This is a genomic window from Arthrobacter dokdonellae (assembly GCF_003268655.1).
Classification (GTDB): Bacteria; Actinomycetota; Actinomycetes; order Actinomycetales; family Micrococcaceae; genus Specibacter; species Specibacter dokdonellae.
This window is the reverse complement of record NZ_CP029642.1, coordinates 1,243,039-1,265,924: the sequence shown is the minus strand read 5'-3', so window position 1 is coordinate 1,265,924 and position 22,886 is coordinate 1,243,039. Positions and strand designations below refer to the sequence as shown.

General features: G+C 66.5%; 19 protein-coding genes and 1 tRNA gene. 11 read left to right on the top strand and 9 right to left on the bottom strand.

What is annotated here, in order from left to right; all coding sequences use genetic code 11:
* Position 1: 1 nt before the first annotated feature.
* The 3 genes from DMB86_RS05615 to glyA are packed head-to-tail and all read right to left on the bottom strand — an operon-like array spanning position 2 to position 2,938.
* Positions 2–361 carry a sarcosine oxidase subunit delta gene (locus DMB86_RS05615; protein WP_113716918.1) on the bottom strand — a complete coding sequence of 120 codons (360 nt, stop codon included), beginning with the start codon at positions 359–361 and terminating at the stop codon, positions 2–4.
* 34 nt (positions 362–395) lie between these two features.
* The gene (locus tag DMB86_RS05610; RefSeq protein WP_113716917.1) at positions 396–1,616 is read right to left on the bottom strand and encodes a sarcosine oxidase subunit beta family protein; all 1,221 of its coding nucleotides are present in this window, start codon (positions 1,614–1,616) and stop codon (positions 396–398) included.
* Positions 1,613–2,938, bottom strand: a complete 1,326-nt coding sequence (glyA, locus tag DMB86_RS05605; protein ID WP_113716916.1) for a serine hydroxymethyltransferase — start codon at positions 2,936–2,938, stop codon at positions 1,613–1,615. Before glyA ends, DMB86_RS05610 begins: the two co-directional genes overlap by 4 nt.
* Before the next feature lie 183 nt (positions 2,939–3,121).
* On the opposite strand from glyA, the gene DMB86_RS05600 reads away from it, so the two are divergent.
* Positions 3,122–3,793, top strand: a complete 672-nt coding sequence (locus DMB86_RS05600) for a GntR family transcriptional regulator (protein ID WP_113719357.1) — start codon at positions 3,122–3,124, stop codon at positions 3,791–3,793.
* On the opposite strand, the gene DMB86_RS05595 is transcribed toward DMB86_RS05600, so the two are convergent.
* Positions 3,790–5,295, bottom strand: coding sequence for a PucR family transcriptional regulator (locus DMB86_RS05595; protein ID WP_113716915.1), 1,506 nt, complete (start codon positions 5,293–5,295; stop codon positions 3,790–3,792). The two genes, DMB86_RS05600 and DMB86_RS05595, sit on opposite strands and share 4 nt — an antisense overlap.
* A gap of 156 nt (positions 5,296–5,451) precedes the next feature.
* Between DMB86_RS05595 and DMB86_RS05590 the strand changes: the two genes are divergently transcribed.
* The 6 genes from DMB86_RS05590 (at position 5,452) to DMB86_RS05565 (ending at position 13,066) form a co-directional block, all read left to right on the top strand.
* Positions 5,452–6,990, top strand: coding sequence for a purine-cytosine permease family protein (locus DMB86_RS05590; protein ID WP_113716914.1), 1,539 nt, complete (start codon positions 5,452–5,454; stop codon positions 6,988–6,990).
* A 60-nt stretch (positions 6,991–7,050) separates the two neighbouring features.
* Positions 7,051–8,310: a M24 family metallopeptidase gene (locus DMB86_RS05585; RefSeq protein WP_113716913.1), complete on the top strand. Its 1,260-nt coding sequence runs from the start codon at positions 7,051–7,053 to the stop codon at positions 8,308–8,310.
* A gap of 127 nt (positions 8,311–8,437) precedes the next feature.
* Positions 8,438–9,235 carry a creatininase gene (locus DMB86_RS05580; RefSeq protein WP_113716912.1) on the top strand — a complete coding sequence of 266 codons (798 nt, stop codon included), beginning with the start codon at positions 8,438–8,440 and terminating at the stop codon, positions 9,233–9,235.
* 313 nt (positions 9,236–9,548) lie between these two features.
* Complete coding sequence (locus DMB86_RS05575; RefSeq protein WP_227878709.1) at positions 9,549–10,859, top strand: MFS transporter; 1,311 nt, start codon at positions 9,549–9,551, stop codon at positions 10,857–10,859.
* A 66-nt stretch (positions 10,860–10,925) separates the two neighbouring features.
* Positions 10,926–12,185: a M24 family metallopeptidase gene (locus DMB86_RS05570; RefSeq protein WP_113716910.1), complete on the top strand. Its 1,260-nt coding sequence runs from the start codon at positions 10,926–10,928 to the stop codon at positions 12,183–12,185.
* Between the two features lie 80 nt (positions 12,186–12,265).
* Entirely contained in the window at positions 12,266–13,066 is an 801-nt protein-coding gene (locus DMB86_RS05565) for an IclR family transcriptional regulator (RefSeq protein WP_113716909.1), read from the top strand.
* Here DMB86_RS05565 and DMB86_RS05560 read toward each other — a convergent pair.
* On the bottom strand, positions 13,063–14,187 hold the full coding sequence (locus tag DMB86_RS05560; RefSeq protein WP_227878612.1) for an LOG family protein: 1,125 nt from the start codon (positions 14,185–14,187) through the stop codon (positions 13,063–13,065). The genes DMB86_RS05565 and DMB86_RS05560 overlap by 4 nt on opposite strands.
* Positions 14,188–14,329: 142 nt before the next feature.
* Here DMB86_RS05560 and DMB86_RS05555 point away from each other — a divergent pair, with 142 nt between their 5' ends.
* On the top strand, positions 14,330–14,650 hold the full coding sequence (locus DMB86_RS05555) for a rhodanese-like domain-containing protein (RefSeq protein ID WP_335645029.1): 321 nt from the start codon (positions 14,330–14,332) through the stop codon (positions 14,648–14,650).
* A 209-nt stretch (positions 14,651–14,859) separates the two neighbouring features.
* On the opposite strand, the gene sucD is transcribed toward DMB86_RS05555, so the two are convergent.
* The 4 genes from sucD to DMB86_RS05535 all read right to left on the bottom strand — a co-directional run bounded on the left by sucD (position 14,860) and on the right by DMB86_RS05535 (position 20,875).
* Positions 14,860–15,762 (bottom strand): succinate--CoA ligase subunit alpha, encoded by a 903-nt coding sequence (gene sucD, locus DMB86_RS05550; RefSeq protein ID WP_113716908.1) that lies wholly within the window; start codon positions 15,760–15,762, stop codon positions 14,860–14,862.
* Between the two features lie 12 nt (positions 15,763–15,774).
* On the bottom strand, positions 15,775–16,944 hold the full coding sequence (sucC, locus tag DMB86_RS05545; protein WP_113716907.1) for an ADP-forming succinate--CoA ligase subunit beta: 1,170 nt from the start codon (positions 16,942–16,944) through the stop codon (positions 15,775–15,777).
* A gap of 150 nt (positions 16,945–17,094) precedes the next feature.
* Entirely contained in the window at positions 17,095–19,713 is a 2,619-nt protein-coding gene (gene pcrA, locus DMB86_RS05540) for a DNA helicase PcrA (protein ID WP_418202304.1), read from the bottom strand.
* Between the two features lie 142 nt (positions 19,714–19,855).
* On the bottom strand, positions 19,856–20,875 hold the full coding sequence (locus DMB86_RS05535; protein WP_113716906.1) for an inositol monophosphatase family protein: 1,020 nt from the start codon (positions 20,873–20,875) through the stop codon (positions 19,856–19,858).
* Between the two features lie 99 nt (positions 20,876–20,974).
* Between DMB86_RS05535 and DMB86_RS05530 the strand changes: the two genes are divergently transcribed.
* The 3 genes from DMB86_RS05530 to rarD all read left to right on the top strand — a co-directional run bounded on the left by DMB86_RS05530 (position 20,975) and on the right by rarD (position 22,845).
* Positions 20,975–21,616 (top strand): hypothetical protein, encoded by a 642-nt coding sequence (locus tag DMB86_RS05530; protein ID WP_113716905.1) that lies wholly within the window; start codon positions 20,975–20,977, stop codon positions 21,614–21,616.
* Positions 21,617–21,680: 64 nt separating this feature from the next.
* Positions 21,681–21,752, top strand: a tRNA-Arg gene (locus tag DMB86_RS05525).
* 172 nt (positions 21,753–21,924) lie between these two features.
* A complete protein-coding gene (gene rarD / locus DMB86_RS05520) occupies positions 21,925–22,845 on the top strand; it encodes an EamA family transporter RarD (protein ID WP_113716904.1) in 921 nt (306 codons plus the stop codon).
* Positions 22,846–22,886: the final 41 nt, after the last annotated feature.

The window sequence follows — 22,886 nt, the reverse complement described above, 5'->3', positions numbered from 1 at the left end:
TCTACACTCCTTCCGATGCGTTGGTGTTGCTGGCCTCGGCGGGTGCCAAGGGCTGGGACTTGGCCTGTGCGGCCGGTGGCGCGGTCAGGCCTTCCGGCGGCTGTTCGCCCATCCCGTAAATGGCCTGGATCTCATAGCTGACGGTGTCGCGGACCATGTTGAACCACTTCCGGCAGCCGGCGCTGTGCACCCACCGCTCGGCGAAGAGGCCCTTGGTGTTCTTGCGGTAGAAGAGGTACTCCGCCCATTCGCGGTCGGAGAGTTCGCCCGGCTGTTCGGGGTAGGCCACGTGGGCCTGCCCGCCATAGTGGAATTCGGTTTCGTTGCGTGGCCCGCAGTTGGGGCATGAAAACAACAACATTGTGTGCTCCTGGTCTTTCCTGTGTGGGGCCGGGTCAGTGGGCCACGGCTGCGGCGCCGTGCTCGTCGATGAGGGCGCCGGTTTCAAAGCGTTCCAGCGAGAAGGGCTTGTTCAGCTCGTGCGGGGTGCCGGTGGCGATGGTGTGTGCGAACGTCAGCCCGGCCGCGGGCGTGCCCTTGAAGCCGCCCGTTCCCCAGCCGCAGTTCACGAACATGTTTTCCACCGGGGTGGTCCCGACGATGGGCGAGGCGTCCATCGTGGTGTCCACGATGCCGCCCCAGGTGCGCAGCACGTGTGCCCTGGCGAAAATGGGGAACAGCTCGACGGCGGCCGCCATCTGCTCCTCGATCACGTGGAAGGAGCCACGCTGTCCGTAGCCGTTGTAGGAGTCCACGCCGGCGCCCATGACGAGTTCGCCCTTGTGGGCCTGGGAGACGTACACGTGCACGTGGTTGGACATGACCACCGTGGGATGGACCGGCTCGTGCAGCTCCGAGACGAGGGCCTGCAGCGGGTGCGACTGGATGGGCAGGCGGAACCCGGCCATTTCGGCCAGGACCGAGCTGTGCCCGGCGGCGCACAGGCCCACCTTTTCGGTGTTGATGGTGCCGCGGCTGGTCTGCACGCCGGTGACCTTGTCGCCGTCCTTGATGAAGCCGGTGACCTCGCAGTTCTGGATGATGTCCACGCCCAACTCGTCGCACTTGCGGGCGAACGCCCAGGCCACGTGGTCGTGCTTGGCGATGCCGGCCCGGGGCTGGTAGGTGGCGCCCATGACGGGGTAGCGGATGTTGTCGCTGATGTTAAGGATGGGACACAGTTCCTTGACCTGCTTCGGGTCCAGCCACTCGGCGTCGATGCCGTTGAGCTGGTTGGCGCCGACGCGGCGCATGCTTTCGCGCACGTCGCCCAGTGTGTGGGCAAGGTTCATGACACCGCGCTGGCTGAACAGGAAGTCGTACTCCAGCTCCTCGGGCAGGATCTCCCACAGCTTGAGGGAGTGCTCGTAGATGGCGGCGCTTTCATCCCACAGGTAGTTGGAACGGATGATGGTGGTGTTCCGGGCCATGTTGCCGCCGGCCAGCCATCCCTTTTCCAGGATGGCGATGTTTGTCATCCCGTGGTTCTTGGCCAGGAAGTAGGCGGTGGCCAGGCCGTGCCCGCCTCCGCCGACGATCACGGCGTCGTAGGACTTTTTGGGGTCCGGGTTGCGCCACAGGAATTCCGGGTGTTCGGGCAGGTGTTCGGTGCTCACTGGGCAACTCCGTTCTGGGGGGTTCCGGCCGCGTTGGAAACGTCGGTGCCGGAGAGGTGGGGGTACAGCGGGAACTTTTCTGCCAGGACGGTGACCCGGTCGCGGAGCAGCATGGCGGTCTCTTCGCTGAGTTCGCCCTTGATGGCCTCGGCGATGATGTCAGCCACCTCGGTGAACTCGGCCGCACCGAATCCGCGGGTGGCCAGGGCCGGGGTGCCGATGCGCAGCCCGGAGGAAACCATGGGCGGGCGCGGGTCGAAGGGGACGGCGTTGCGGTTGACGGTGATGCCGATCCGGTGCAGGCGGTCCTCGCCCTGCTGGCCGTCCAGCTCGGAGTTGCGCAGGTCCACCAGGACCAGGTGGACGTCGGTGCCGCCGCCCACCACCGAAATACCGTATTCGGCGACATCCGGGGCCAGCAGGCGCTCGGCCAGGATCTTCGCCCCTTCCAGGGTGCGCTGCTGGCGGTCCTTGAAGGCGTCGGAAGCGGCGATCTTGAAGGACACGGCCTTCGCGGCGACCACGTGTTCCAGCGGCCCGCCCTGCTGGCCGGGGAACACTGCGGAATTGATCTTGCGGGCCAGCGATTCGCGGCTGAGAATGACGCCGCCGCGGGGACCGCCGAGGGTTTTGTGCGTCGTGGTGGTGACGACGTCGGCGTAGGGCACCGGGTTCGGGTGCAGCCCGGCTGCCACCAGGCCGGCAAAGTGTGCCATGTCCACCATGAGGTACGCGTCCACCAGGTCGGCGATGCGCCGGAACTCGGCGAAGTCGAGCTGGCGGGTGTAGGCGGACCACCCGGCCACGATCAGCTTGGGCCGGTGTTCAAGGGCCAGCGCCTCCACCTCGGCCATGTCCACTCTCATGTCGGATTCGCTCACGTGGTAGGGAACCACGTTGTACAGCTTGCCCGAGAAGTTGATGCGCATGCCGTGGGTCAGGTGGCCGCCGTGGGCCAGGTCGAGGCCCATGATGGTGTCGCCCGGCTCCAGCAGCGCAAACATGGCTGCCGCGTTGGCCTGCGCGCCGGAGTGCGGCTGGACGTTGGCGGCCTCGGCGCCGAACAGGGCCTTGACCCGGTCGATGGCCAGCTGCTCGATCACATCAACGTGCTCGCAGCCGCCGTAGTACCGCTTTCCGGGGTACCCCTCGGCGTACTTGTTGGTCAAGACAGAGCCTTGGGCCGCCATGACGGCGGCGGGGGCGAAGTTTTCGGAGGCGATCATTTCCAGCGTCGTCTGCTGGCGCCCAAGTTCGGCCGCGATGGCCGCATCAACCTCGGCGTCCACGCCGGCCAGGGTGCCGGTGAGTACATCTACCATGGGTTGCTCCTTTGCAATTCGTATGTAGTCCACAACTACTGGCCAACTAATACATGACTGATATATTAGATTGAATGCAACAATATGTTGTAGATCACGCCGAGTCAAGGGGCTGTTTGACCAACAGCAACATTCAGCCCATTTGGCCCGCGCAAAGCAGAGCGGCAGCAAGGAGGAGAGATGATGAGTCTTGCGGTGGACAACGAGGTGGCCGAAGGCACGGGCCTGCCCCTCGCCGAGCAGGCCTACCGGCACCTGCGCGACCAGCTGATCATGCTGGAGATACGCCCGGGAGAAGCCATCAACGACTCGGCGCTGTCCGCCAGGCTGGGGATGGGACGCACACCGGTGCGCGAGGCACTCAAGCGGTTGGAGAGCGACCACCTGGTGGTCTCCTACCCGCGCCGCGGAACCTTCGCAACCCGGGTGGACATCACCGAGCTGGCAGACATCTCCGAAATCCGCGAACTGCTGGAGCCCCTGGCAGCCCGGCGTGCGGCCCGCACGGCAACGCCCGGCATGCGCGAAACGTTGCGGGAACTCGCCGCCGACATTGCAGGTTCCGGCCCCGGCGGCACGGACCAGCTGGCGCTCATGCGCTACGACATCATGGTGCACCGGCAGATCTATGCGGCCGCCGCGAATCCGCACCTGGAGGACGTGCTCATCCGCTATGACAACTTGGCTACGCGCATCTGGTGCCTGGTGCTGGACAAGATCCCGTCCGTGGCCGGACACATCGCCGAGCACAGCACCCTGCTCCGGGCCATTGCCGACGGAGAGGCCGAGCTGGCCGGCAGCCTGGCCCTGGAGCACGTGACCAGCTTCGAAAGGACGGTCCGCAGCGTCCTCTAGGCGTTTCTGCCGGACATACGCGAGGAGGGCGGCGCGGTTGCGGCCACCGCCGCGGCGATGTGGATGGCGGACAGCCTGCCGGAGGTGCGGGGGTCGCCGTCGAGCAGTTCGTGAATCTTGTTCAGGCGCTTGTGCATGGTCTGCCGCTCAATGTTCAAGGTGAGCGCCGATCCCGTCGTGTTACACCCCGATTCAAGCCAGCACAGCAGTGTCGCCAGCAGGGCCGTGCCATGCTTCTGGTCCCAGTCCACTATTCCCCCCACCGTCGCACGCACATAGGGGCCCAGGAATGCCGGATCCGGCACGGCGCCGAGGATCCGCCGGCCCAGGAAATCCATGGCATCCAGCACCTCGCCGGCTGACGCCTCCGCATATCCCAGAATTTCCCGCGCCTCAACATAGGACTTGTGCGCGCTCGGGCCGTCGGCCACCCATGGCCCGAAGGCCGCACAGACGTCCAAGGCGCCCACTGCGTCCCGCGCCGCACGCAGCAGCGCTTCGCGCGCCGTCCGCGCACTGTGCTGCGGCAGGGCGAAGAGCACCGCCAGGTCCCCGTCCCACAAATGGGATCTGACGTTCACCGCCCCCGTGCGCAGGGCCCGTGCGACGGCGGCGAAGTCGGCGTCCCTGCCGTACGTCCGGAAGACGGCCATGACCGCCGCCTGGCCGGGCTGCAGCCCGGCCTGCAGCCACAGCCGCCTGATGGACCCCGCGCTGCCGTCCTCCAGCACCGCCTCCAGCAGGCTCGCCTCGGCGACTTGGGCCGGCGTCGGGTGGAAGGCCTGCGCGAGCGCCAGCGCCAGGATGCCGGAGAGCCGGTCGGCCGCCAGTTCGAGCAGGAATGGATCCGGCGACGCGGACCGCAGTGTCAGTTGGGCGGCCAGCTGGCCGCCCACCACAATGCCGGCCACCGCCCTTGAACCGCCGTCGTCAGCCGCGCCGCCCGCATGACCCAGGGGCTGGCCGTCGGGGGCCGCCAGCGACACTTCGGCCGCCAGCCCCGCGGCCACCAACTCCAGGATGGTTGGGACGTGCGGGCCCTTGTCGGTGATCTGGCGCGCAATCCTGCGGGAGACGTCGTCGACCACCTGGTGCGCAGCCGCCTGTTCATTGACCACCAGCCGGTTCACTGCTTCGGCAATGTCGACAAAGGGGGCCACCGCCCGCAGGTCAATCAGCGGCAGCCCGTTCGCGTTGGCCGCGGCAATGAGGCCCTCGGGCAGCGGGTCGGCCCTGCCGGCCGACTGCACTGCCAAGGCAGCGATGTTCCGGACAGCCAGGCTGCGGACGTAGTCCTCCTGCTCCTTCGATGGAAGGGCAAGCAGCGCCTCGCCGCCGGAGAGCAGCAGCTCTCCGCCGCGCAGCAGCGGGGCGATCTCCAGCACCTCGCTGGAATGCACCCACCGGACCACCCGGTGCAGGGTTCCCGGGACGTCGCTGCACAGCATGGGGTCGGCGGCGGACATGGACTGGGAGGCAAGGACCTCGGCGAGCGTGATCATGGCATTCCTTCGTGGACAGGCGACATTATGTCGCTGCTTTTGGGCTAAGTGTAATCAAAAAGTATCTATGATGTGGGCCAAATCACCCATAAGCTGGGTCAATCGTCAATCCCACCAAGTCCCCCTGCAATCACACCGTAGTGAATCGAGACGCGCATGAACCGCAGCAAGCAACGGTCGCCTGAAACTGCGACCATCGACGTTGAAGACGTTCTGCAGCCCATCCCGGAATCGGCACGGACCACCAGGCTGTCCGGCCAGTTTTGGATCTGGGCGGGCGCCAACGTCGCCCCCATCAACTGGATCCTCGGGGCCCTCGGGATCCAGCTGGGGCTGGGGCTGCGCGACACCTTGATCGTGCTGATCGTTGGAAACGCCATCGGCATGGCCGGCTTTGGCTTCTTCGTCATCCTTGGCCAGCGTACGGGCGCCACGGGAATGCTGCTGGCACGCGGCGCGTTTGGCCGGCGCGGCGCCTACCTTCCGGCCGCCATCCAGGCCACCATCGCCATTGGCTGGTCGGCTGTGAACACCTGGGTCATCCTTGACCTGGTCATGGCCCTGTTCGGCATGATCGGTTGGGTTGACCCCCACCAGCAAAACATTCCGGTGCGCATCCTTGTCGCCGCGATCATCATGTCCATCCAGGTGGCGATTTGCTACCGGGGATACCGCGCCATCGCCAAGTTTGAACGCATCACCATGCCGCCAACCATCATCGTCCTGGTCGCGATGTCCATCATCGCCTGGACACACCTTGACATCAACTGGGGCTATGCAGGCCCGGCCGGCCACGTGCTGGAGGGCATGCCGCGCATCGCCGCCATGTCCGCCATCATGACCGTCATCGGCATCGGCTGGGGCATCGGCTGGTTCACCTACGCCCCCGACTACTCCCGCTTTGTCAGCCGCACGGTCAAGCCCGCCAAGCTGTTCCTGGTCAGCGTCCTGGGCCAGTTCCTGCCCGTGGTCTGGCTGGGCATCCTGGGAGCCAGCCTCGCCACGAAGAACGGGCAGGCGGATCCCGGCCAGCTCATCGTCTCCAACTTCGGCACCATGGCCATCCCGGTCATTCTGCTGGTGATCCACGGCCCCATTGCCACCAACATCATCAACCTGTACACCTTCGGCGTCGCCTTCCAGGCCCTGGATGTGAAGCTCTCCCGCCGCAAGCTCTCCATCCTGGTGGGCGTGCTGTCCATGGGTGCGGTCATCGCCTTCATGTTCGCCTCCGACTTCGCCATGATCCTCGACTCCTGGCTGGGCACCATCGTCGCCTGGGTGGCTACCTGGGGCGGCATCATGGCAGTCCACTACTTCATCTTTGAACGGCACCACAAGGATTTCTCGTACCTGTTCCTGGACCCGAAGTCCACAGCCCTGAAATCCATCAACGCGCCGGCCTTCATCGCATTTTTCGCCGGCATCGTCATGACCTGGCTGTTCATGTACGGAGGAATGCCCATCCTGCAGGGCCCCATCGCGACGGCCATGGGCGGCATAGACCTCTCCTGGCTGGCCGGCACCATCACGTCAGCAGGCCTCTACCTTGCGCTTGGCTACCCGCGCTTCCGCAAGCGCATCAAGGCCGGCGTGCCCCTGGGCATCCGCGCCGACCTGCACGACGACGCCGTGCTGGCGGAACACGGGGACGCCTGCGAGGACAAGCACGCGGAACCAGCGCAGCTGGTCTAGGGCACGCCCCGACACTTCCCTCCAATCTACACATCACCAAAAATGCAAAGGAACCACCCCATGACACTCTCCACCGCTTCCTCGTCCGCGACGAACGTTTCCGAGCTCGAGCGCCTCAAGACGCTGCACAACGGCACGAAGGCGCCCCTGACCTTCACCGACGCCGAGTTCGAACGCCGCCTGGGCGGGCTGCGCACCATCATGGCCGAAAAGAACCTCGACGCCGTGGTCCTGACCAGCTACCACAACATCAAGTACTACTCCGACTACCTCTTCACCTACTTCGGCCGCTCCTACGCCCTGGTCGTCACCGCCGACGACTCCGTCTCCATCACCGCCAACATCGACGCCGGCATGCCCTGGCGCACCAGCTACGGCGACAACATCGTCTACACCGACTGGCGCCGCGACAACTTCTACTTCGGCATCCAGGAAGCCCTGCGCCGCCGCGGCATCAAGGCCACCCGCCTCGGCGTCGAGGACGACACCCTCCCGGTCCTGCTCCGCGACAAGCTCCAGGCCGCCTTCCCCGACGCCACCCTCACCGACGTCTCCCAGGCCGCCATGCGCCAGCGCATGATCAAGTCCGCCGAGGAAATCGAAGTCATCAAGCACGGCGCCCGCATCGGCGACCTCGGCGGCGAAGCCATCAAGGCCGCCATCCGCGAAGGCATCACCGAATACGAAGTCGCGCTCATCGGCACCGAAGCCATGGTCCACGAAATCGCCCGCACCTTCCCCGACCAGGAAGTCCGCGACACCTGGGTCTGGTTCCAGTCCGGCATCAACACCGACGGCGCCCACAACTGGGCCACCACCCGCAAACTCCAGCAAGGCGACATCCTCTCCCTGAACTGCTTCCCCATGACATCCGGCTACTACACCGCCCTGGAACGCACCCTCTTCCTCGGCGAACCCGACGCCCGCTCCCTGGAACTGTGGAACGTCAACGTCGAAGTCCACGAACGCGGCCTGGAACTCATCAAGCCCGGCGCCGTCTGCAAGGACATCGCCGCGGAACTGAACGAGATCTACATCAGCCACGACCTGCTCCCGAACCGCACCTTCGGCTACGGACACTCCTTCGGCGTCCTCTCCCACTACTACGGCCGCGAAGCCGGACTGGAACTGCGCGAAGACATCGACACCGTCCTGGAACCAGGCATGGTCGTCTCCATGGAACCCATGATCACCGTCGCCGACGGCGAACCCGGCGCCGGCGGCTACCGCGAACACGACATCCTCGTCATCAACGAAAACGGCGCCGAAAACATCACCAAATTCGGCTACGGCCCCACCAACAACATCATCAACCCCTAACACCCCACACAAAGCAACACCAGCTGCGGCGGCCACCCGGCCGCCGCAGCTGGTGACTTCCCGCACGAACCAGCCGCTGCACACCCCGTGCCCCAGCAGACAACACTTATCGAGGAGCCTTCCCACCATGGACAAGTCAGTTTTCCTGGAAGACATGGATGCCTTCGCCTACCGTGACGCCCTGTCGTCGGGGGAGGCAATCGTCCTCATCCCTGTCGGGTCGCTGGAGCAGCACGGAACGCACCTGCCGCTGGGGACCGACACCATCCTGTCCAGACATTTCGCGGAAGGTGTCGCCAGGCGGCTGGGAGCGCTGGTTGCCCAACCCATCGCCTACGGGTACAAGTCGCAGCAGAAGTCCGGCGGCGGCAACCACCTGTCCGGGACCACCAGCTTGGACGGCACGTCCCTCATCGCCATGACACGGAACCTGGTCAAGTCCTTTCTCAAACAGGGCGTCAGGAACGTGGTCTTTGTCAACGGCCATTTCGAGAACTACCAGTTCCTCTACGAGGGAATCGACCTGGCCCTGGAGGAATCCGGGATCGGCCCCGGGGCGAAGCAGAGCGTGCTGTTGCTCTCCTACTGGGACTTTGTCAGTCAGGACACACTGGCGCAGGTCTATCCCGACGGTTTCCCGGGCTGGGACATCGAGCACGGGGGCGTCCTGGAGACTTCGCTCATGCTGCACCTTGAGCCCGCACGCGTGGCGATGGACCGCCTGGTCGACGGACCCGCGGCGGTGCTGCCTCGCTTTGACCGGCTCCCGGTGGTGCCGGAGCGGACGCCCGCCACCGGCTGCCTCTCCTCGGCAGCCGGATCCAGCGCTGACAAGGGTGGCCTGCTGTACGACCAAGTTGTGGCGGACCTCGCCCTGGACCTGGTCGGCGAGCTGGCGCTGGAACCGGCTGCCGTGCCCGCCTGACCGGAAGGTTGCGTTCAGAGCAACTCAATTGCGCACAGGGGGCCAGAAGGCGCCGTTTCGGGTGAATTCCCGCAGCGGCGCTTTTTGCGTGACCTCATGGTGAACGCACCTCCAAGTGGGTATTGACAGTGACCGGGAACACACATATTCTGGTGCAACAGCGTTGCACTCGCTGCAACATAAATAGTTCGCTGCAATATAAACAATGCAATATAAACAGACTGCAACCCCAACACTTTTGGTGGAACCCATGACAAATCACAAATCTCCAAGCACGGGCCGGACGGCAACGATGGCGTCCGCCGGCGGGCAGATGAGCATGAGCGGGCAGCCGAGCCCGGAAAAGGGCATCGACAAGGGCACGCGGAAGCGGGTCATCACCGCCAGCTTCATCGGCAACTTCGTTGAATGGTTCGACTACGCCGTCTACGGCTACCTGGCGGCGACCATCGCCGGCGCATTCTTCCCGGAGGCCGACAAGCAAACGGGCCTGTTGCTGACCTTCGGCCTGTTCGCCGTGTCCTTCTTCGTCCGGCCACTGGGCGGCTTCGTCTGGGGACACATCGGCGACAAGGTGGGACGCAAGAACGCCCTTTCGTTGTCCATCCTGATCATGTCCGCCGCGACGTTCGCCATCGCACTCATCCCCGGCTACGACATGATCGGACTCTGGGCGCCGATCACGCTGCTGGTGGTCCGCATTGTGCAAGGATTCTCCGCAGCCGGCGAATACGCCGGAGCATCGGCCTTCCTGGTTGAATACGCGCCGCCGAACCGCCGGGGCATCTATGCCGCCGTGGTCCCCGCCAGCACGGCCGCCGGCCTGCTGCTGGGCTCGCTCATCGCAGCCCTGCTGTCCATCACACTCACCGCCGATCAAATGCATGGATGGGGATGGCGGCTGCCATTCCTGCTGGCTGCCCCGATGGGCCTGATCGGCCGGTACATCCGGGTGAAGCTGGAGGACACCCCGGCCTTCCGCGCCCTGGAGAAGGAAGACGACGTCGTCAAGGCACCTGTCAGTTCGCTCTTCCGGAATCACTGGAGGTCCCTGCTGCTGGCCGTGGGCGCCGTATTGCTGAACGCCGTCGGCTTCTACGTCATCCTCAGCTACATGCCGACCTACCTCAGCGAGGAGCTGGGCTTTGGGGCGACGGAATCCTTCGTGGCCACGACCATTGCGCTGCTCACCTATATTGGCTTCATCTTCCTCACCGGCCTGGCGTCCGACAGGTTCGGCCGCAAGAAGGTGCTCATCACGGCATCGGTGCTCTTCGTCTTCCTGACGGTACCCGCCTTCATGCTCCTGGACACCGGAAACTTTGTCGTCATCCTGCTTGTCCAGGTCCTCCTCGGCGCCATGCTGACGCTCAACGACGGCACGCTGCCCAGCTTCCTGGCGGAGCTGTTCCCGACCAAGGTCCGCTACAGCGGCTTTGCTGTCAGCTTCAACCTGTCCAACGCCATCTTCGGCGGCACTGCCCCCTTCGTTGCCACGCTGTTGATTGCCTCCTCCGGATCAAAACTGGCACCGGGCTTCTACCTGATGGCAGCTGCCGTGGTGTCACTGATCGCCGTGGCCTGCGCCAAGGAAACCTCGAAGGCGCCCCTCCAGTCGCACTGACGGCGCGCCACGCCCCAACACTTCCCTCCAATCTACACATCACCAAAAATGCAAAGGAACCACCCCATGACACTCTCCACCACTTCCTCGTCCGCGACGAACGTTTCCGAGCTCGAGCGCCTCAAGACGCTGCACAACGGCACGAAGGCGCCCCTGACCTTCACCGACGCCGAGTTCGAACGCCGCCTGGGCGGGCTGCGCACCATCATGGCCGAAAAGAACCTCGACGCCGTGGTCCTGACCAGCTACCACAACATCAAGTACTACTCCGACTACCTCTTCACCTACTTCGGCCGCTCCTACGCCCTGGTCGTCACCGCCGACGACTCCGTCTCCATCACCGCCAACATCGACGCCGGCATGCCCTGGCGCACCAGCTACGGCGACAACATCGTCTACACCGACTGGCGCCGCGACAACTTCTACTTCGGCATCCAGGAAGCCCTGCGCCGCCGCGGCATCAAGGCCACCCGCCTCGGCGTCGAGGACGACACCCTCCCGGTCCTGCTCCGCGACAAGCTCCAGGCCGCCTTCCCCGACGCCACCCTCACCGACGTCTCCCAGGCCGCCATGCGCCAGCGCATGATCAAGTCCGCCGAGGAAATCGAAGTCATCAAGCACGGCGCCCGCATCGGCGACCTCGGCGGCGAAGCCATCAAGGCCGCCATCCGCGAAGGCATCACCGAATACGAAGTCGCGCTCATCGGCACCGAAGCCATGGTCCACGAAATCGCCCGCACCTTCCCCGACCAGGAAGTCCGCGACACCTGGGTCTGGTTCCAGTCCGGCATCAACACCGACGGCGCCCACAACTGGGCCACCACCCGCAAACTCCAGCAAGGCGACATCCTCTCCCTGAACTGCTTCCCCATGACATCCGGCTACTACACCGCCCTGGAACGCACCCTCTTCCTCGGCGAACCCGACGCCCGCTCCCTGGAACTGTGGAACGTCAACGTCGAAGTCCACGAACGCGGCCTGGAACTCATCAAGCCCGGCGCCGTCTGCAAGGACATCGCCGCGGAACTGAACGAGATCTACATCAGCCACGACCTGCTCCCGAACCGCACCTTCGGCTACGGACACTCCTTCGGCGTCCTCTCCCACTACTACGGCCGCGAAGCCGGACTGGAACTGCGCGAAGACATCGACACCGTCCTGGAACCAGGCATGGTCGTCTCCATGGAACCCATGATCACCGTCGCCGACGGCGAACCCGGCGCCGGCGGCTACCGCGAACACGACATCCTCGTCATCAACGAAAACGGCGCCGAAAACATCACCAAATTCGGCTACGGCCCCACCAACAACATCATCAACCCCTAACACCCCACACAAAGCAACACCAGCTGCGGCGGCCACCCGGCCGCCGCAGCTGCACTTAATTAACGGATCGGTAAGGAAAGATGGTGTCCATGACTACTTCCGCGGCCAAGGCAGACTCCGGCACCTCCGATGCGCGCGGGACATCCGTCATTGTCAACGCCATTGCCGTGCTGCGGTGCTTTTCGGCGGAGGAGCCCCTGCTGGGCGTGACCGAAATCGCGCAGCGCGTGGGAATGCACAAAAGCACCGTGTCCCGGATCCTGGCCACGCTGGAGCAGGAGGAGCTGGTGGAGCGGGACCCGGACTCACGCCGCTTCAAACTGGGCCTGGGCCTGATCGCCGTGGCGGGCCCGCTGCTCGCGGAGCTGGAGGAACGGCGCGCGGCCTACCCGCTGCTGCGCCGGCTCACTGAACAGACGGGCGAGACGAGTGCCCTCATGGTCTGGAACGGCCGTGAATCCATGTGTGTGGAGCAGATCGCCAGTCCCCAGCAGGTCAAGCACACCGCCCCGCTCGGTGCCCGGTACCACGACGCGTTCAGTGCCTCGGTGCAAGTGTTTCTGTCCTTGGAACCCGAGGACCGCGTGCGCAGCCTGCTCCGCGACGGGACCGTGTTCTATCCCGGCCTGGACGACGCCGGACTGGAGGCCTACGTCCTGCGGCTCGGCGACGTTGCCCGACGCGGCTTCGCCACCAACTATGGCGAGTCCTCCCTGGACGAGGTGGGCGTCGCCGCCCCGGTATACGACCACCGCGGCGACGCCGTGGCCGCTGTCCTCATCCCGGCACCCAAGTTCCGGGTGTCGCCGGAGCGCCTGCAGACGCTGGGCGAGGCGTGTGCCGCCACCGCGCGGCTGGTCACGAGCCGCCTCGGCGGCTAGGCCAGCAGCTCGCAGGCCTCCTCGACGGAATCCACCAGGTGGACCTGCTCCGCCATGGCCCGGCCGTTCGCCAGCGCGGAGAGCAGGCCCCGTACGGGCAGTTCCTCCTCCCAGTGCCTCCGGCCCACCAGGATCATCGGCGCCACCGCCTCGGCGGCCGCGTAGTAGTTCTCGCACGCGTCCTGGAATATTTCCTGCACCGTGCCAGCCGCTCCGGGCAGGAAAATGGTGCCACCGCCGGAGCGGGAGAGCAGCACGGCCTCCCGGATGGAGTTCGTGAAGTACTTGGCGATCCGGGTGGCGAACGGGTTGGGCGGTTCGTGGCCGTAGAACCAGGTAGGGATGCCCAGGCTGTCCGCCCCGCCCGGGAAGTCCGCGAGCACCCGGCCCGCGGCGCGGACCCACGCCGTGATGGAGGGCCGGAAGCCGGGGACGGCAGCCAAGGTGCGCAGGGCGCTGTCCAGGGCACCGGCGTCGTACGCGGAAAGGTAGGCGCCGAGGTTGGCTGCCTCCATGGTTCCCGGGCCGCCGCCGGTGGCCACCATGAAGCCGCGCCCGGCCAGGGTCCGTCCCAGCCGGGCAGCCTGGGCGTACTCCGCACTGTCCCGGCCCGAGGCATGGCCGCCCATGACGCCCACCACCGGCATGCCGTCCATGGCACAGGCGTCGAGGAACTCGTCGAGGGCGTCGGAAATGGCGTGGTCGTGCATGGCGGTGGCGAGCGTGGCGTTCAAGGCCCGGCCCTGGCCGTCCTGCAGCGTCCACTGGTATATCTGCGCGTCCGGAACGGCCTCGTATTCAGCCCCCGCAACGCCCGCGTACAGCTCCGATCCCGTGTACAGGTGCCCGCGGTAGGCATTGAACGGGATGTTGGGCAGTGTCGGAAAAATCAGCGCCCCGCGTGCCCGCAGCAACCCTTCAACGCCCTCCGCAAAGCGGCAGCCCATGAAAATGGCGCCCGACGCCCGCAGCCCTGCCAACTCGGCGGACCGCTGCCGCAGGTCCACCGACTGGAAGTGCCATCCGTGCATGGACGTGGCACCGCCGTCGACCAACGAATCGAAGCCGTTCAGGTCTTCGACGTCGACTGCCTTGTGACGCGGGGCGCGGGTTGAATTCACGTCCCCAGCTTAGCCATGCCGCCGAGTTCGGCGGGGGCCCCGGCGGCCGGTACGGTGGAAGGGTCAGTTTTTTTGCACGTACGACGGCGGCGGCCGCCCGGGTGCCACACCCGCGCCGCCGCCCTCACCCCCAGGAGCACCCGTGAACGAAACCGCCATGCAGGAAATCACCACCGCCGACCTGCTCGCCGCCGGCCGCGGCGTGCAGGTCATCGACGTCCGTGAGGGCGACGAGCTCGCCACCGGCATGATTGCCGGCGCCGTGCACCTGCCCTCCGGCTCCGTGCTGGAACGCGCCGGCGAACTGGACAAGTCGCGCCGGATCATCGCCGTGTGCCATGGCGGCGGCCGGAGCGGCCGCGTGGCCGCCGCCCTCACCGACCTCGGATACGACGCCGACACCTTGGTGGGAGGCATGAGCACTTGGGAGGCCGAGGGCCTGCCGATGGTGGCGCCGGAGTAGGCGCCTGCAGGAGCTCCGGTTGAGGTTGGAGATCATGACGTCCGCGAGGCACGAGCGGACGTCATGATCTCCAACCTCAACGGGTACGACGCCGTGCCGCGCCTTCACGCGCGGGGAGGCACCGGCGTCGTCCGCCACGCCCCTGGACCCACAAAAAACGCGGCCGCCGCACCGGAGAACCGGTGCGGCGGCCGCGCCTTGGCGAGGAATTACAGGGCTGCGTAGATCTCGCGCAGCAGTGAGGCGGTCTCGGATGGCGTCTTGCCGACCTTCACGCCGGCAGCCTCGAGTGCTTCCTTCTTGGCCTGCGCCGTGCCCGCGGAACCGGAGACGATGGCGCCGGCGTGGCCCATGGTCTTGCCTTCGGGCGCGGTGAAGCCGGCAACGTAGCCAACTACGGGCTTCGTGACATGGGCCTTGATGTATTCGGCCGCGCGCTCTTCAGCGTCGCCACCGATCTCACCGATCATGACGATGGCCTTGGTCTCCGGGTCGGCCTCGAACGCGGCCAGCGCGTCGATGTGCGTGGTGCCGATGACGGGGTCGCCACCGATGCCAATCGCGCTGGAGAAGCCCAGGTCGCGCAGTTCGAACATCATCTGGTAGGTCAGGGTGCCTGACTTGGAGACCAGGCCGATCGGGCCCTTCTGGGTGATGTTGTTCGGCGTGATGCCGACGAGTGCCTCGCCGGGGGTGATGATGCCGGGGCAGTTCGGGCCGATGATGCGGGTGACCTGGTTGCCGTCGGCGTCAACCTTGGACTGGGCCAGCGCCCAGAACTCTGCCGAGTCCTGCACGGGCACGCCTTCGGTGATGACAACGACCAGCGGCACGGAGGCCTCGATGGCCTCAACCACGGCGTCCTTGGTGAAGGCCGGGGGGACGAACACGATGGAGACGTCGGCGCCGGTCTCGGCGACGGCCTCCTTCACGGTGCCGAAAACGGGCAGTTCAACGGCGCCGTGGACAACCGTGGTGCCGGCCTTGCGGGCGTTCACGCCGCCAACAACCTGGGTGCCGGCCTTGAGCATCAGGGCGGTGTGCTTGGTGCCCTCGCCGCCGGTGATGCCCTGGACGATGACCTTGGAGTCTTTGTTCAAGAAGATGGACATGTTTCTAAACCTCTACTTCGAAGCGTTGGCGAGTTCGGCGGCCTTGTCGGCGCCCTCGTCCATCGTGGCGGCCAGGGTGACCAACGGGTGGTTGGCCTCGTTGAGGATGCGGCGGCCTTCCTCGACGTTGTTGCCGTCGAGGCGGACAACCAGCGGCTTGTTGGCTGCCGAGCCCAGTTCGGCCAACGCGCCGACAATGCCCTTGGCCACAGCGTCGCAGGCGGTGATGCCGCCGAAGACGTTGACGAAGACGCTCTTGACCTGGGGGTCGTTGAGGATGACGTCCAGGCCGTTGGCCATGACCTCCGCGGACGCTCCACCGCCAATGTCCAGGAAGTTCGCGGGCTTGACGCCTCCGTGGTTCTCTCCCGCGTAGGCCACGACGTCCAGCGTGGACATGACCAGGCCTGCACCGTTTCCGATGACGCCGACTTCGCCGTCGAGCTTGACGTAGTTCAGGCCGGCTTCCTTGGCCTTGGCCTCGAGCGGGTTGGCAGCGGCGGCGTCTTCCAGGGTGGCGTGGTGGGGATGGCGGAAGTCGGCATTCTCGTCGATGGAGACCTTGCCGTCCAGGGCCACGATGTCGCCGGCGCCGGTGCGGACCAGCGGGTTGACCTCAACCAGGGTGGCGTCTTCCTTCTTGAAGACGTCCCACAGCTTGATGATGGCGGCGGCCACCTTCGGGGCGATTTCCGCGGGGAAGCCCGCGGTGGCGACGATCTCATCGGCCTTGGCCGCGTCGATGCCGACGGCCGGATCGACGGCAACCTTGGCCAGCGCTTCGGGGCGCTCCACGGCCAGCTCTTCGATCTCCATGCCGCCTTCCACCGAGCACATGGCCAGGTAGTTGCGGTTGGCCCGGTCCAGCAGCACGGAGAAGTAGAACTCCTCGGCGATGTCCGCGCCCTGGGCAATCATGACCGTGTTAACGGTGTGGCCCTTGATGTCCATGCCGAGGATGGCGGTTGCGTGCTCGAACGCCTCGTCGGCGGTCTTGGCTACCTTGACGCCGCCGGCCTTGCCGCGGCCACCAACCTTCACCTGCGCCTTGACAACGGTGACGCCGCCAATCTTCTCGGCTGCTGCCTTTGCTTCTTCAGGGGTGTGCGCCACGATGCCGGCCAACACGGGAACTCCGTGAGCCTCAAACATGTCGCGCGCCTGGTATTCAAACAGGTCCACGGGTTTGTGTCCTTCTACGTCGAAGTAGTGATCATGGGGTGCAAAACCCCTTTTACACAGTACCGCCTTGCCGGGCAAGCACATATTCTCCCGTGGCACCACAGGTGACGGGGGTTATTCCCCTCACAATAACGCCCTCCACGGCTGAAGTCAGGGGCTCACCTTGGTCAGCGGCGCGTAGCGCAGCAGCAGCCGTTTCTCGCCAATGGTGAACTGGACCGTGGCCACCATCTTGTCCCCGGCACCCTGGACGGCGGAGACGGTGCCCTCACCAAACGCCGTGTGGTTGACCTTGTCCCCCACCCCGACGGAGATGACCTCCTTCTGCGGCTGCACCCGGCCGGCGGCGGCCCGGGCGGAAATGCTCGGCGGCAGCTGGCCGGTGTCGCGCCCGCCCACGGCGGAGCCGGCACCCCAGAAGGAGCCCGAGTAGCGGCTGGTGCCAAAGCCGCCGCCTGCGGGCGGTGCCATGCGCGCCATGCCTTCGCGCTTCCAGTCGATCAGCTCCGCGGGCACCTCCTCGATGAACTGGCTGGCGGGGTTGTACTGGCTCTGCCCCCACAGGCTGCGGACCTCGGAGCGGGTCAGGTACAGGCGCTTGCGGGCTCGGGTCAGCCCCACATAGGCCAGGCGGCGTTCCTCGGCCAGCTCCGTCGGGCTCGTGGCGGAGCGCGAATGCGGGAAGATCCCGTGTTCCATGCCGGTCAGGAACACCACAGGAAATTCCAGCCCCTTGGCCGTGTGCAGCGTCATCAGCGTCACCACGCCCAGCCGCTTGGCCTCGGCCACGGCCGCCGCGGCTTCCGCCTCCGAGCCGCCGGGCGCGTCGGGAATCTGGTCGGCGTCGGCCACCAGGGAAACCTGCTCCAGGAACTCCCCCAGCGTCCCGTCGGGGGTGTCCTTTTCAAATTCACGCACGACGGCGAGCAGCTCCGCCAGGTTTTCCACGCGCGACTCGTCCTGCGGATCCGTTGAGCTGCGCAGCGTCTCCAGGTAGCCGGACTGTTCCAGCACCGCCTCCAGCGACGTGGCCGGGCCCGAGCTGGCGGCCACCTCGCGGAGGTCCGCCATCATCTTGGCGAACGTGGTGACGGCGTTCAGGGACCGGGTGGCCATCCCCGGGGCCTCCTCCGCGCGGGCCAGTGCGGCGGAGAAGGAGATCCGTTCGCGCTCTGCCAGGGAGGCCAGGGCGCCCTCTGCGCGGTCGCCGATGCCGCGCTTGGGTTCGTTGAGGATCCGGCGCAGGTTGACGTCGTCGTCCGGGTTGACCAGGGCGCGCAGGTAGGCCAGTGCGTCCTTGATTTCCTTGCGTTCGTAGAAGCGGGTGCCGCCCACCACACGGTAGGGCAGGCCGGTGCGGACCAGGATGTCCTCGATGGCGCGCGACTGGGCGTTGGTGCGGTAGAAGATGGCGACGTCGCCGGGCCGCAGGTCAGTCTCATCCTGGAGACGGTCGATTTCCTCGGCGATGAAGCGGGCTTCCTCGTGCTCGGATTCGGCAACGTAGCCGATGATCTTCTCGCCGTCGCCCTCGGCCGTCCAGAGCCTTTTCTCGCGGCGGTTGGGGTTGCGGGAAATGACGGCGTTGGCGGCGCTGAGGATGTTTTGGGTGGAACGGTAGTTTTGCTCCAGCTTGATGGTGGCGGCGCTGGGATAGTCCTGTTCAAACTCCACAATGTTGCGGATGTCCGCGCCGCGGAAGGCATAGATGGACTGGTCGGAATCTCCCACCACGGTCAGTTCCGCGGGTGGGATCCCGGTGGTGGCGCCCTCTTCGCCGACAATTTCGCGCACCAGGGCGTACTGGGCGTGGTTGGTGTCCTGGTATTCGTCCACCAGGACGTGCCGGAAGCGGCGGCGGTAGGAATCGGCCACGCCGGGGAATGCCCGGAACATGTAGACGGTCTCGGCGATGAGGTCGTCGAAGTCCATGGCGTTGGCCTGGCGCAGCCGCTGCGTGTAGCCCTTGTAGACCTCCGCCACGGCGGCGGCGAAGGGCTCCTTGAAATTGGTGTTCATGGCGTTTTCGTCGGCGTCGACGAGCTCGTTCTTCAGCGCCGAAATCTTGTGCATGATGGCCTTGGGCGCAAACTTCTTCGGATCCAGTTCCAGGCCCTTGGACACCAGCGTGATGAGGCGCAGGGAGTCGGCGGAGTCATAGATCGAAAAGTTGGAATTGAGCCCGATGGTCTTTGCCTCTCGGCGCAGGATGCGCACGCACGAGGAGTGGAAGGTGGAAATCCACATGGCCTTCGCGGCGTGGCCGATCAGTGCATGGATGCGTTCGCGCATCTCGGCCGCGGCCTTGTTGGTGAAGGTGATGGCCAGGATCTCTCCGGGGTGCGCCCGGCCGGTGGCGAGCAGGTAGGCGATCCGGTGGCTGAGCACGCGGGTCTTGCCCGAGCCGGCGCCGGCCACAATGAGCAGCGGCGATCCGGCGTGGATGACGGCCTCCTCCTGCTGCGGGTTCATCCCCTGCAGCAGCCCTGCCGGATCCGGCCAGCGGCTCCCCGCCCCCGGGTCGCTGCCGTGCCCGCCGGCGCTTGGCCCGGCAACATCCGCCGGCCCGTAGCCCGTCGGCCTCCCGTCCGGAAGCGCCGCCTCCGGCAAGTCTGGTTCCGGGGCGTCGGCTCCGGGATCATCGGCGTCGGACGGCTCCCAGGCGGCAGAACCGGCGGGAGAGCCTGCCGGGAAAGGCGGCAGGAGTCCGGCGGCCCGTTCCGCGGCAGGTTTGGGCTTCTTGGCGTAGGGGTCAAACAACATGTCCATGGTGCCATCCAGTCTAGTTGGCCCCGCTGACAACCAACTGCGGGCTTCGAGGGCGCTGTGGACAACAAGCCGCCTGTGGCATCCGGTGGAGGACCCTCGTCTTGTCGAGCGTCACTTATGCGGCCCCCATACCGGGCGCCCCTTAAGGTAGGTCCTCCGTGACGGGGCCGTCCCCGAGACCTGTGTCCGCGAGCGCGGCCGTAATGGCGTCCACCGCCCCCTTCGGCCCCGCCACGAACCAGTCCAGTCCGTTGACCCGGACGACGCCGGTCTCCCCGCCCGCCGCGCGCACGATCCCCTTGCCCGGGAGCCAGTCCCAGGCCGGGCAGCTGTGCTGGAACCAGACGCCCAGTTCCGCCTGGGCCACCCGGCCCAGGTCGCAGGAGCCGGAGCCGAGCATGCGCAGCGTGGCCGGCAGCCGGGCGGCACGCTGCCAGGGCCCGGCCGCCTGGCGGGCGGCCAGCCAGCCGGGGTGGATGTAGGTCACTCCCGCGAGCAGTCCCACGTCCTGCCGGGTGTCAACCGCGACAGGTTCGCCGTTCAATGTGGCTTTCTGCAGCGACCCGCCGAGCCACAGCTTGTCCTCCTGCGGCTGGAAGATTGCCCCCAGCAGCACAGCCGCGTCGGCGAGCCCGTCACGGGCAGGCTCCCCGGCACCCCGCGACACGGGGGCGCCCAAGGAGGCTCCGGCGTCGTGCGCCAACGCGCCGGACGGATCGGCAGCCACTGGCATCGCGGTGTTGTCCGGCCCGACCGCCGGGGCCCCCCCCGCCGGGGCCTCCCCCGCCGGGGCCCCCTTCCCCGCAGTCTCCTCCGCCAGGGCCAGGGCGGAACACCAGTAGGCGGAGCCGCTGAAGAAGTTCCAGGTGCCGTCGACGGGGTCGATCACCCAGGTGCGCCCCGACGTCCCGGCGTGCGCGGCCCCCTCCTCCCCGAGGATCGAATCTTGGGGACGGCAGCGCAGCAGCTGATCCACCACGTAGCGTTCGGCGGCGGTGTCGGCGGCCGTGACGACGTCGGCAACGTTGGCCTTTTCCGTCGCCGTCCCGCGCAGCGCCTCCAGCCCGCGGTTGCGCATGCGCAGGGCGAGCAGGCCGGCTTTGCGCACCAGCGCCCCGGCGAGTTGGGCGTCGGTCAGGCGGGGGTCCAGGTTGTCGGCCATGCATCCAGCCTAATCCGGCCGCGGTCCCGGCCCTGGTCCCGGCCTGGTCCCGGGCCCGGTCCCGGAAGGGCGGGGGCGGAACTGGGCAATAATGGATCCATGGCTAAAACTCCCGCCCAGCGCGCAAAGAAACATGGTGCTGCGCCCACTCTCCCCAGCGGGCCCGTCGTCAATGCGAGCACGCGGCGCCGTCCGGCGAAGGCCCAGGGCAACGCGAACCTGATCCTGATTGCCGGCGCCGTGGCCAGCCTGTTCCTGTTTTGGTACTTCCACCTGCTGACGCTGAACCAGATGACGGACCTCTCCGGGGGCCTGGCCATGCCCGATTCCATGGTGTTCGGCTTCGGCGCCACGCATGTTGAGGCGCTCCGCTCGGCCATGAATGCCGACGCGATGGGGCAGCTGCAGTTTGTGCACAAGACCGCCGGCACCCTGTTTCCGCTGGTCTTTGGGCTGTCCGCCATGACGCTCATTGCCATCAACGTGGCCAAAAAATGGCTCCGGCGGCTGCTGTGGGTGTTCCCTGTGTTGTTTGCCGGCATCCAGCTGTGGGCCAACGTGGCCATTGACCGCATGCTTTCCGCGAAGGCGCTCGACGCCGGGGCCGTCACCTTGGCCTCGGTGCTCGTGGTTGCGTCGTGGTTCCTGCTGGTGGTGACGCTGGCGGGGATGGGCTTTGCGCTCTATGCAGGGCTCCGCAGGAAGGCCGCTCCTGCGCCGGAGGCCCCGGCGGCCCCATGATTGCCTGCCTGCGGGCCCTGCGGTTTTTTTACTTGCAAAGCCAGTCCGCTAGGCTGGTTCACGCGCCTCTGTAGTCCAATGGATAAGACGGCCCTCTCCTAAAGGGCAAATCCGGGTTCGATCCCCGGCGGGGGCACTTTTTTGTCCGTTGCGCGCCGGAGGCTGCGGGGCTGCCGCTGAGCGGGGATGGCGCGGCCGCACGGATCCTGCCGGAGTTCGGAAGTTAGTTCGCGCGTTTCAGGGACAGCTTTATCGCGGTTTTCAGGCGCATCTTGTTCATGCGCACCTTTTCAGGCAGGGGCCACGCTATGCGGAGTCATCACGCGGCACGCGGCGCCGGGGCGTCCCTTGCGGCGTCGGCCCTGTTCGCCGTCATCTTCTTCATCGCCGGATCCCTGCCCGGCTGGGGCGCCGAGGAGATCTTTGGCTGGCGCGTGATCCTGACCCTGGCCACCCTGGCAGTGGTCCTGCCGTTTGCGGCCTGGGGACGGGCCGAAATTGCCGCCCTGGTGTCCCTGGTCCGGCGCCGCCCGTCCACGTTGTTGCCCGGCGCGCTGGCCGCAGCCGTGGTGGGCGTCCAGCTGTGGCTGTTCCTGTGGGCGCCCTTGAACGGCATGGCGTTGTCCGTCTCCTTTGGCTACTTCCTGCTGCCGCTGACCATGGTGGTGGCTGGCCGGGCCTTCTTTGGCGACAGGCTCAGCCTGCTGCGGAAACTGGCCGTGGCGGCCGCGGCGGCCGGAGTGGCGCACCAGGCCTTCTCCGCTGGCGGCCTGGCCTGGCCCACATTGGTGGTGTGCCTGACCTATCCCGTCTACTTTGTGCTGCGCCGCAAGCTCGGCACCGACACCCTCGCCGCGTTTTCCGCGGAACTGCTGGCGATGTTGCCCCTGGGCGTCTGGTTCATCGTCGCCGGCCCGCATGGGGTGGCCGGCCCCGGCCTGTTCGGTGCGGGCCCTTCGGGCACCGCCCCGCACTCCGGCTATCTGGGGGCCGCCGCCATCGGGGTCCTGGGCGCGCTGGCCATGTTGTTTTACCTGCTGGCCAGCAAGTGGCTGCCGCTGTCCTTGTTTGGGCTGCTCAGCTATGTGGAGCCCGTGCTGCTGGTGGCGGTGTCGCTGCTGCTGGGCGAAAAGCTGGGCTGGTCGGCGCTGTTGACGTACGGGCCCATCCTGCTGGCGCTGGTGTTCCTGGCCGTCGACGGCCGCCGTTCCACACGCCCCCTGGGCTGAGATGAAAGATCATCCCTCACCCGCGACCGGTCTGCTGCGCT

Coding starts and splice junctions, on each gene's coding strand:
- DMB86_RS05615 (WP_113716918.1), bottom strand. CDS start 361: ATGTTGTTGTTTTCATGCCCCAACTGCGGGCCACGCAACGAAACCGAA.
- glyA (WP_113716916.1), bottom strand. CDS start 2,938: ATGGTAGATGTACTCACCGGCACCCTGGCCGGCGTGGACGCCGAGGTT.
- DMB86_RS05600 (WP_113719357.1), top strand. CDS start 3,122: ATGAGTCTTGCGGTGGACAACGAGGTGGCCGAAGGCACGGGCCTGCCC.
- DMB86_RS05595 (WP_113716915.1), bottom strand. CDS start 5,295: ATGATCACGCTCGCCGAGGTCCTTGCCTCCCAGTCCATGTCCGCCGCC.
- DMB86_RS05590 (WP_113716914.1), top strand. CDS start 5,452: ATGAACCGCAGCAAGCAACGGTCGCCTGAAACTGCGACCATCGACGTT.
- DMB86_RS05585 (WP_113716913.1), top strand. CDS start 7,051: ATGACACTCTCCACCGCTTCCTCGTCCGCGACGAACGTTTCCGAGCTC.
- DMB86_RS05580 (WP_113716912.1), top strand. CDS start 8,438: ATGGACAAGTCAGTTTTCCTGGAAGACATGGATGCCTTCGCCTACCGT.
- DMB86_RS05575 (WP_227878709.1), top strand. CDS start 9,549: ATGAGCATGAGCGGGCAGCCGAGCCCGGAAAAGGGCATCGACAAGGGC.
- DMB86_RS05570 (WP_113716910.1), top strand. CDS start 10,926: ATGACACTCTCCACCACTTCCTCGTCCGCGACGAACGTTTCCGAGCTC.
- DMB86_RS05565 (WP_113716909.1), top strand. CDS start 12,266: ATGGTGTCCATGACTACTTCCGCGGCCAAGGCAGACTCCGGCACCTCC.
- sucD (WP_113716908.1), bottom strand. CDS start 15,762: ATGTCCATCTTCTTGAACAAAGACTCCAAGGTCATCGTCCAGGGCATC.
- pcrA (WP_418202304.1), bottom strand. CDS start 19,713: ATGGACATGTTGTTTGACCCCTACGCCAAGAAGCCCAAACCTGCCGCG.
- DMB86_RS05535 (WP_113716906.1), bottom strand. CDS start 20,875: ATGGCCGACAACCTGGACCCCCGCCTGACCGACGCCCAACTCGCCGGG.
- DMB86_RS05530 (WP_113716905.1), top strand. CDS start 20,975: ATGGCTAAAACTCCCGCCCAGCGCGCAAAGAAACATGGTGCTGCGCCC.
- rarD (WP_113716904.1), top strand. CDS start 21,925: ATGCGGAGTCATCACGCGGCACGCGGCGCCGGGGCGTCCCTTGCGGCG.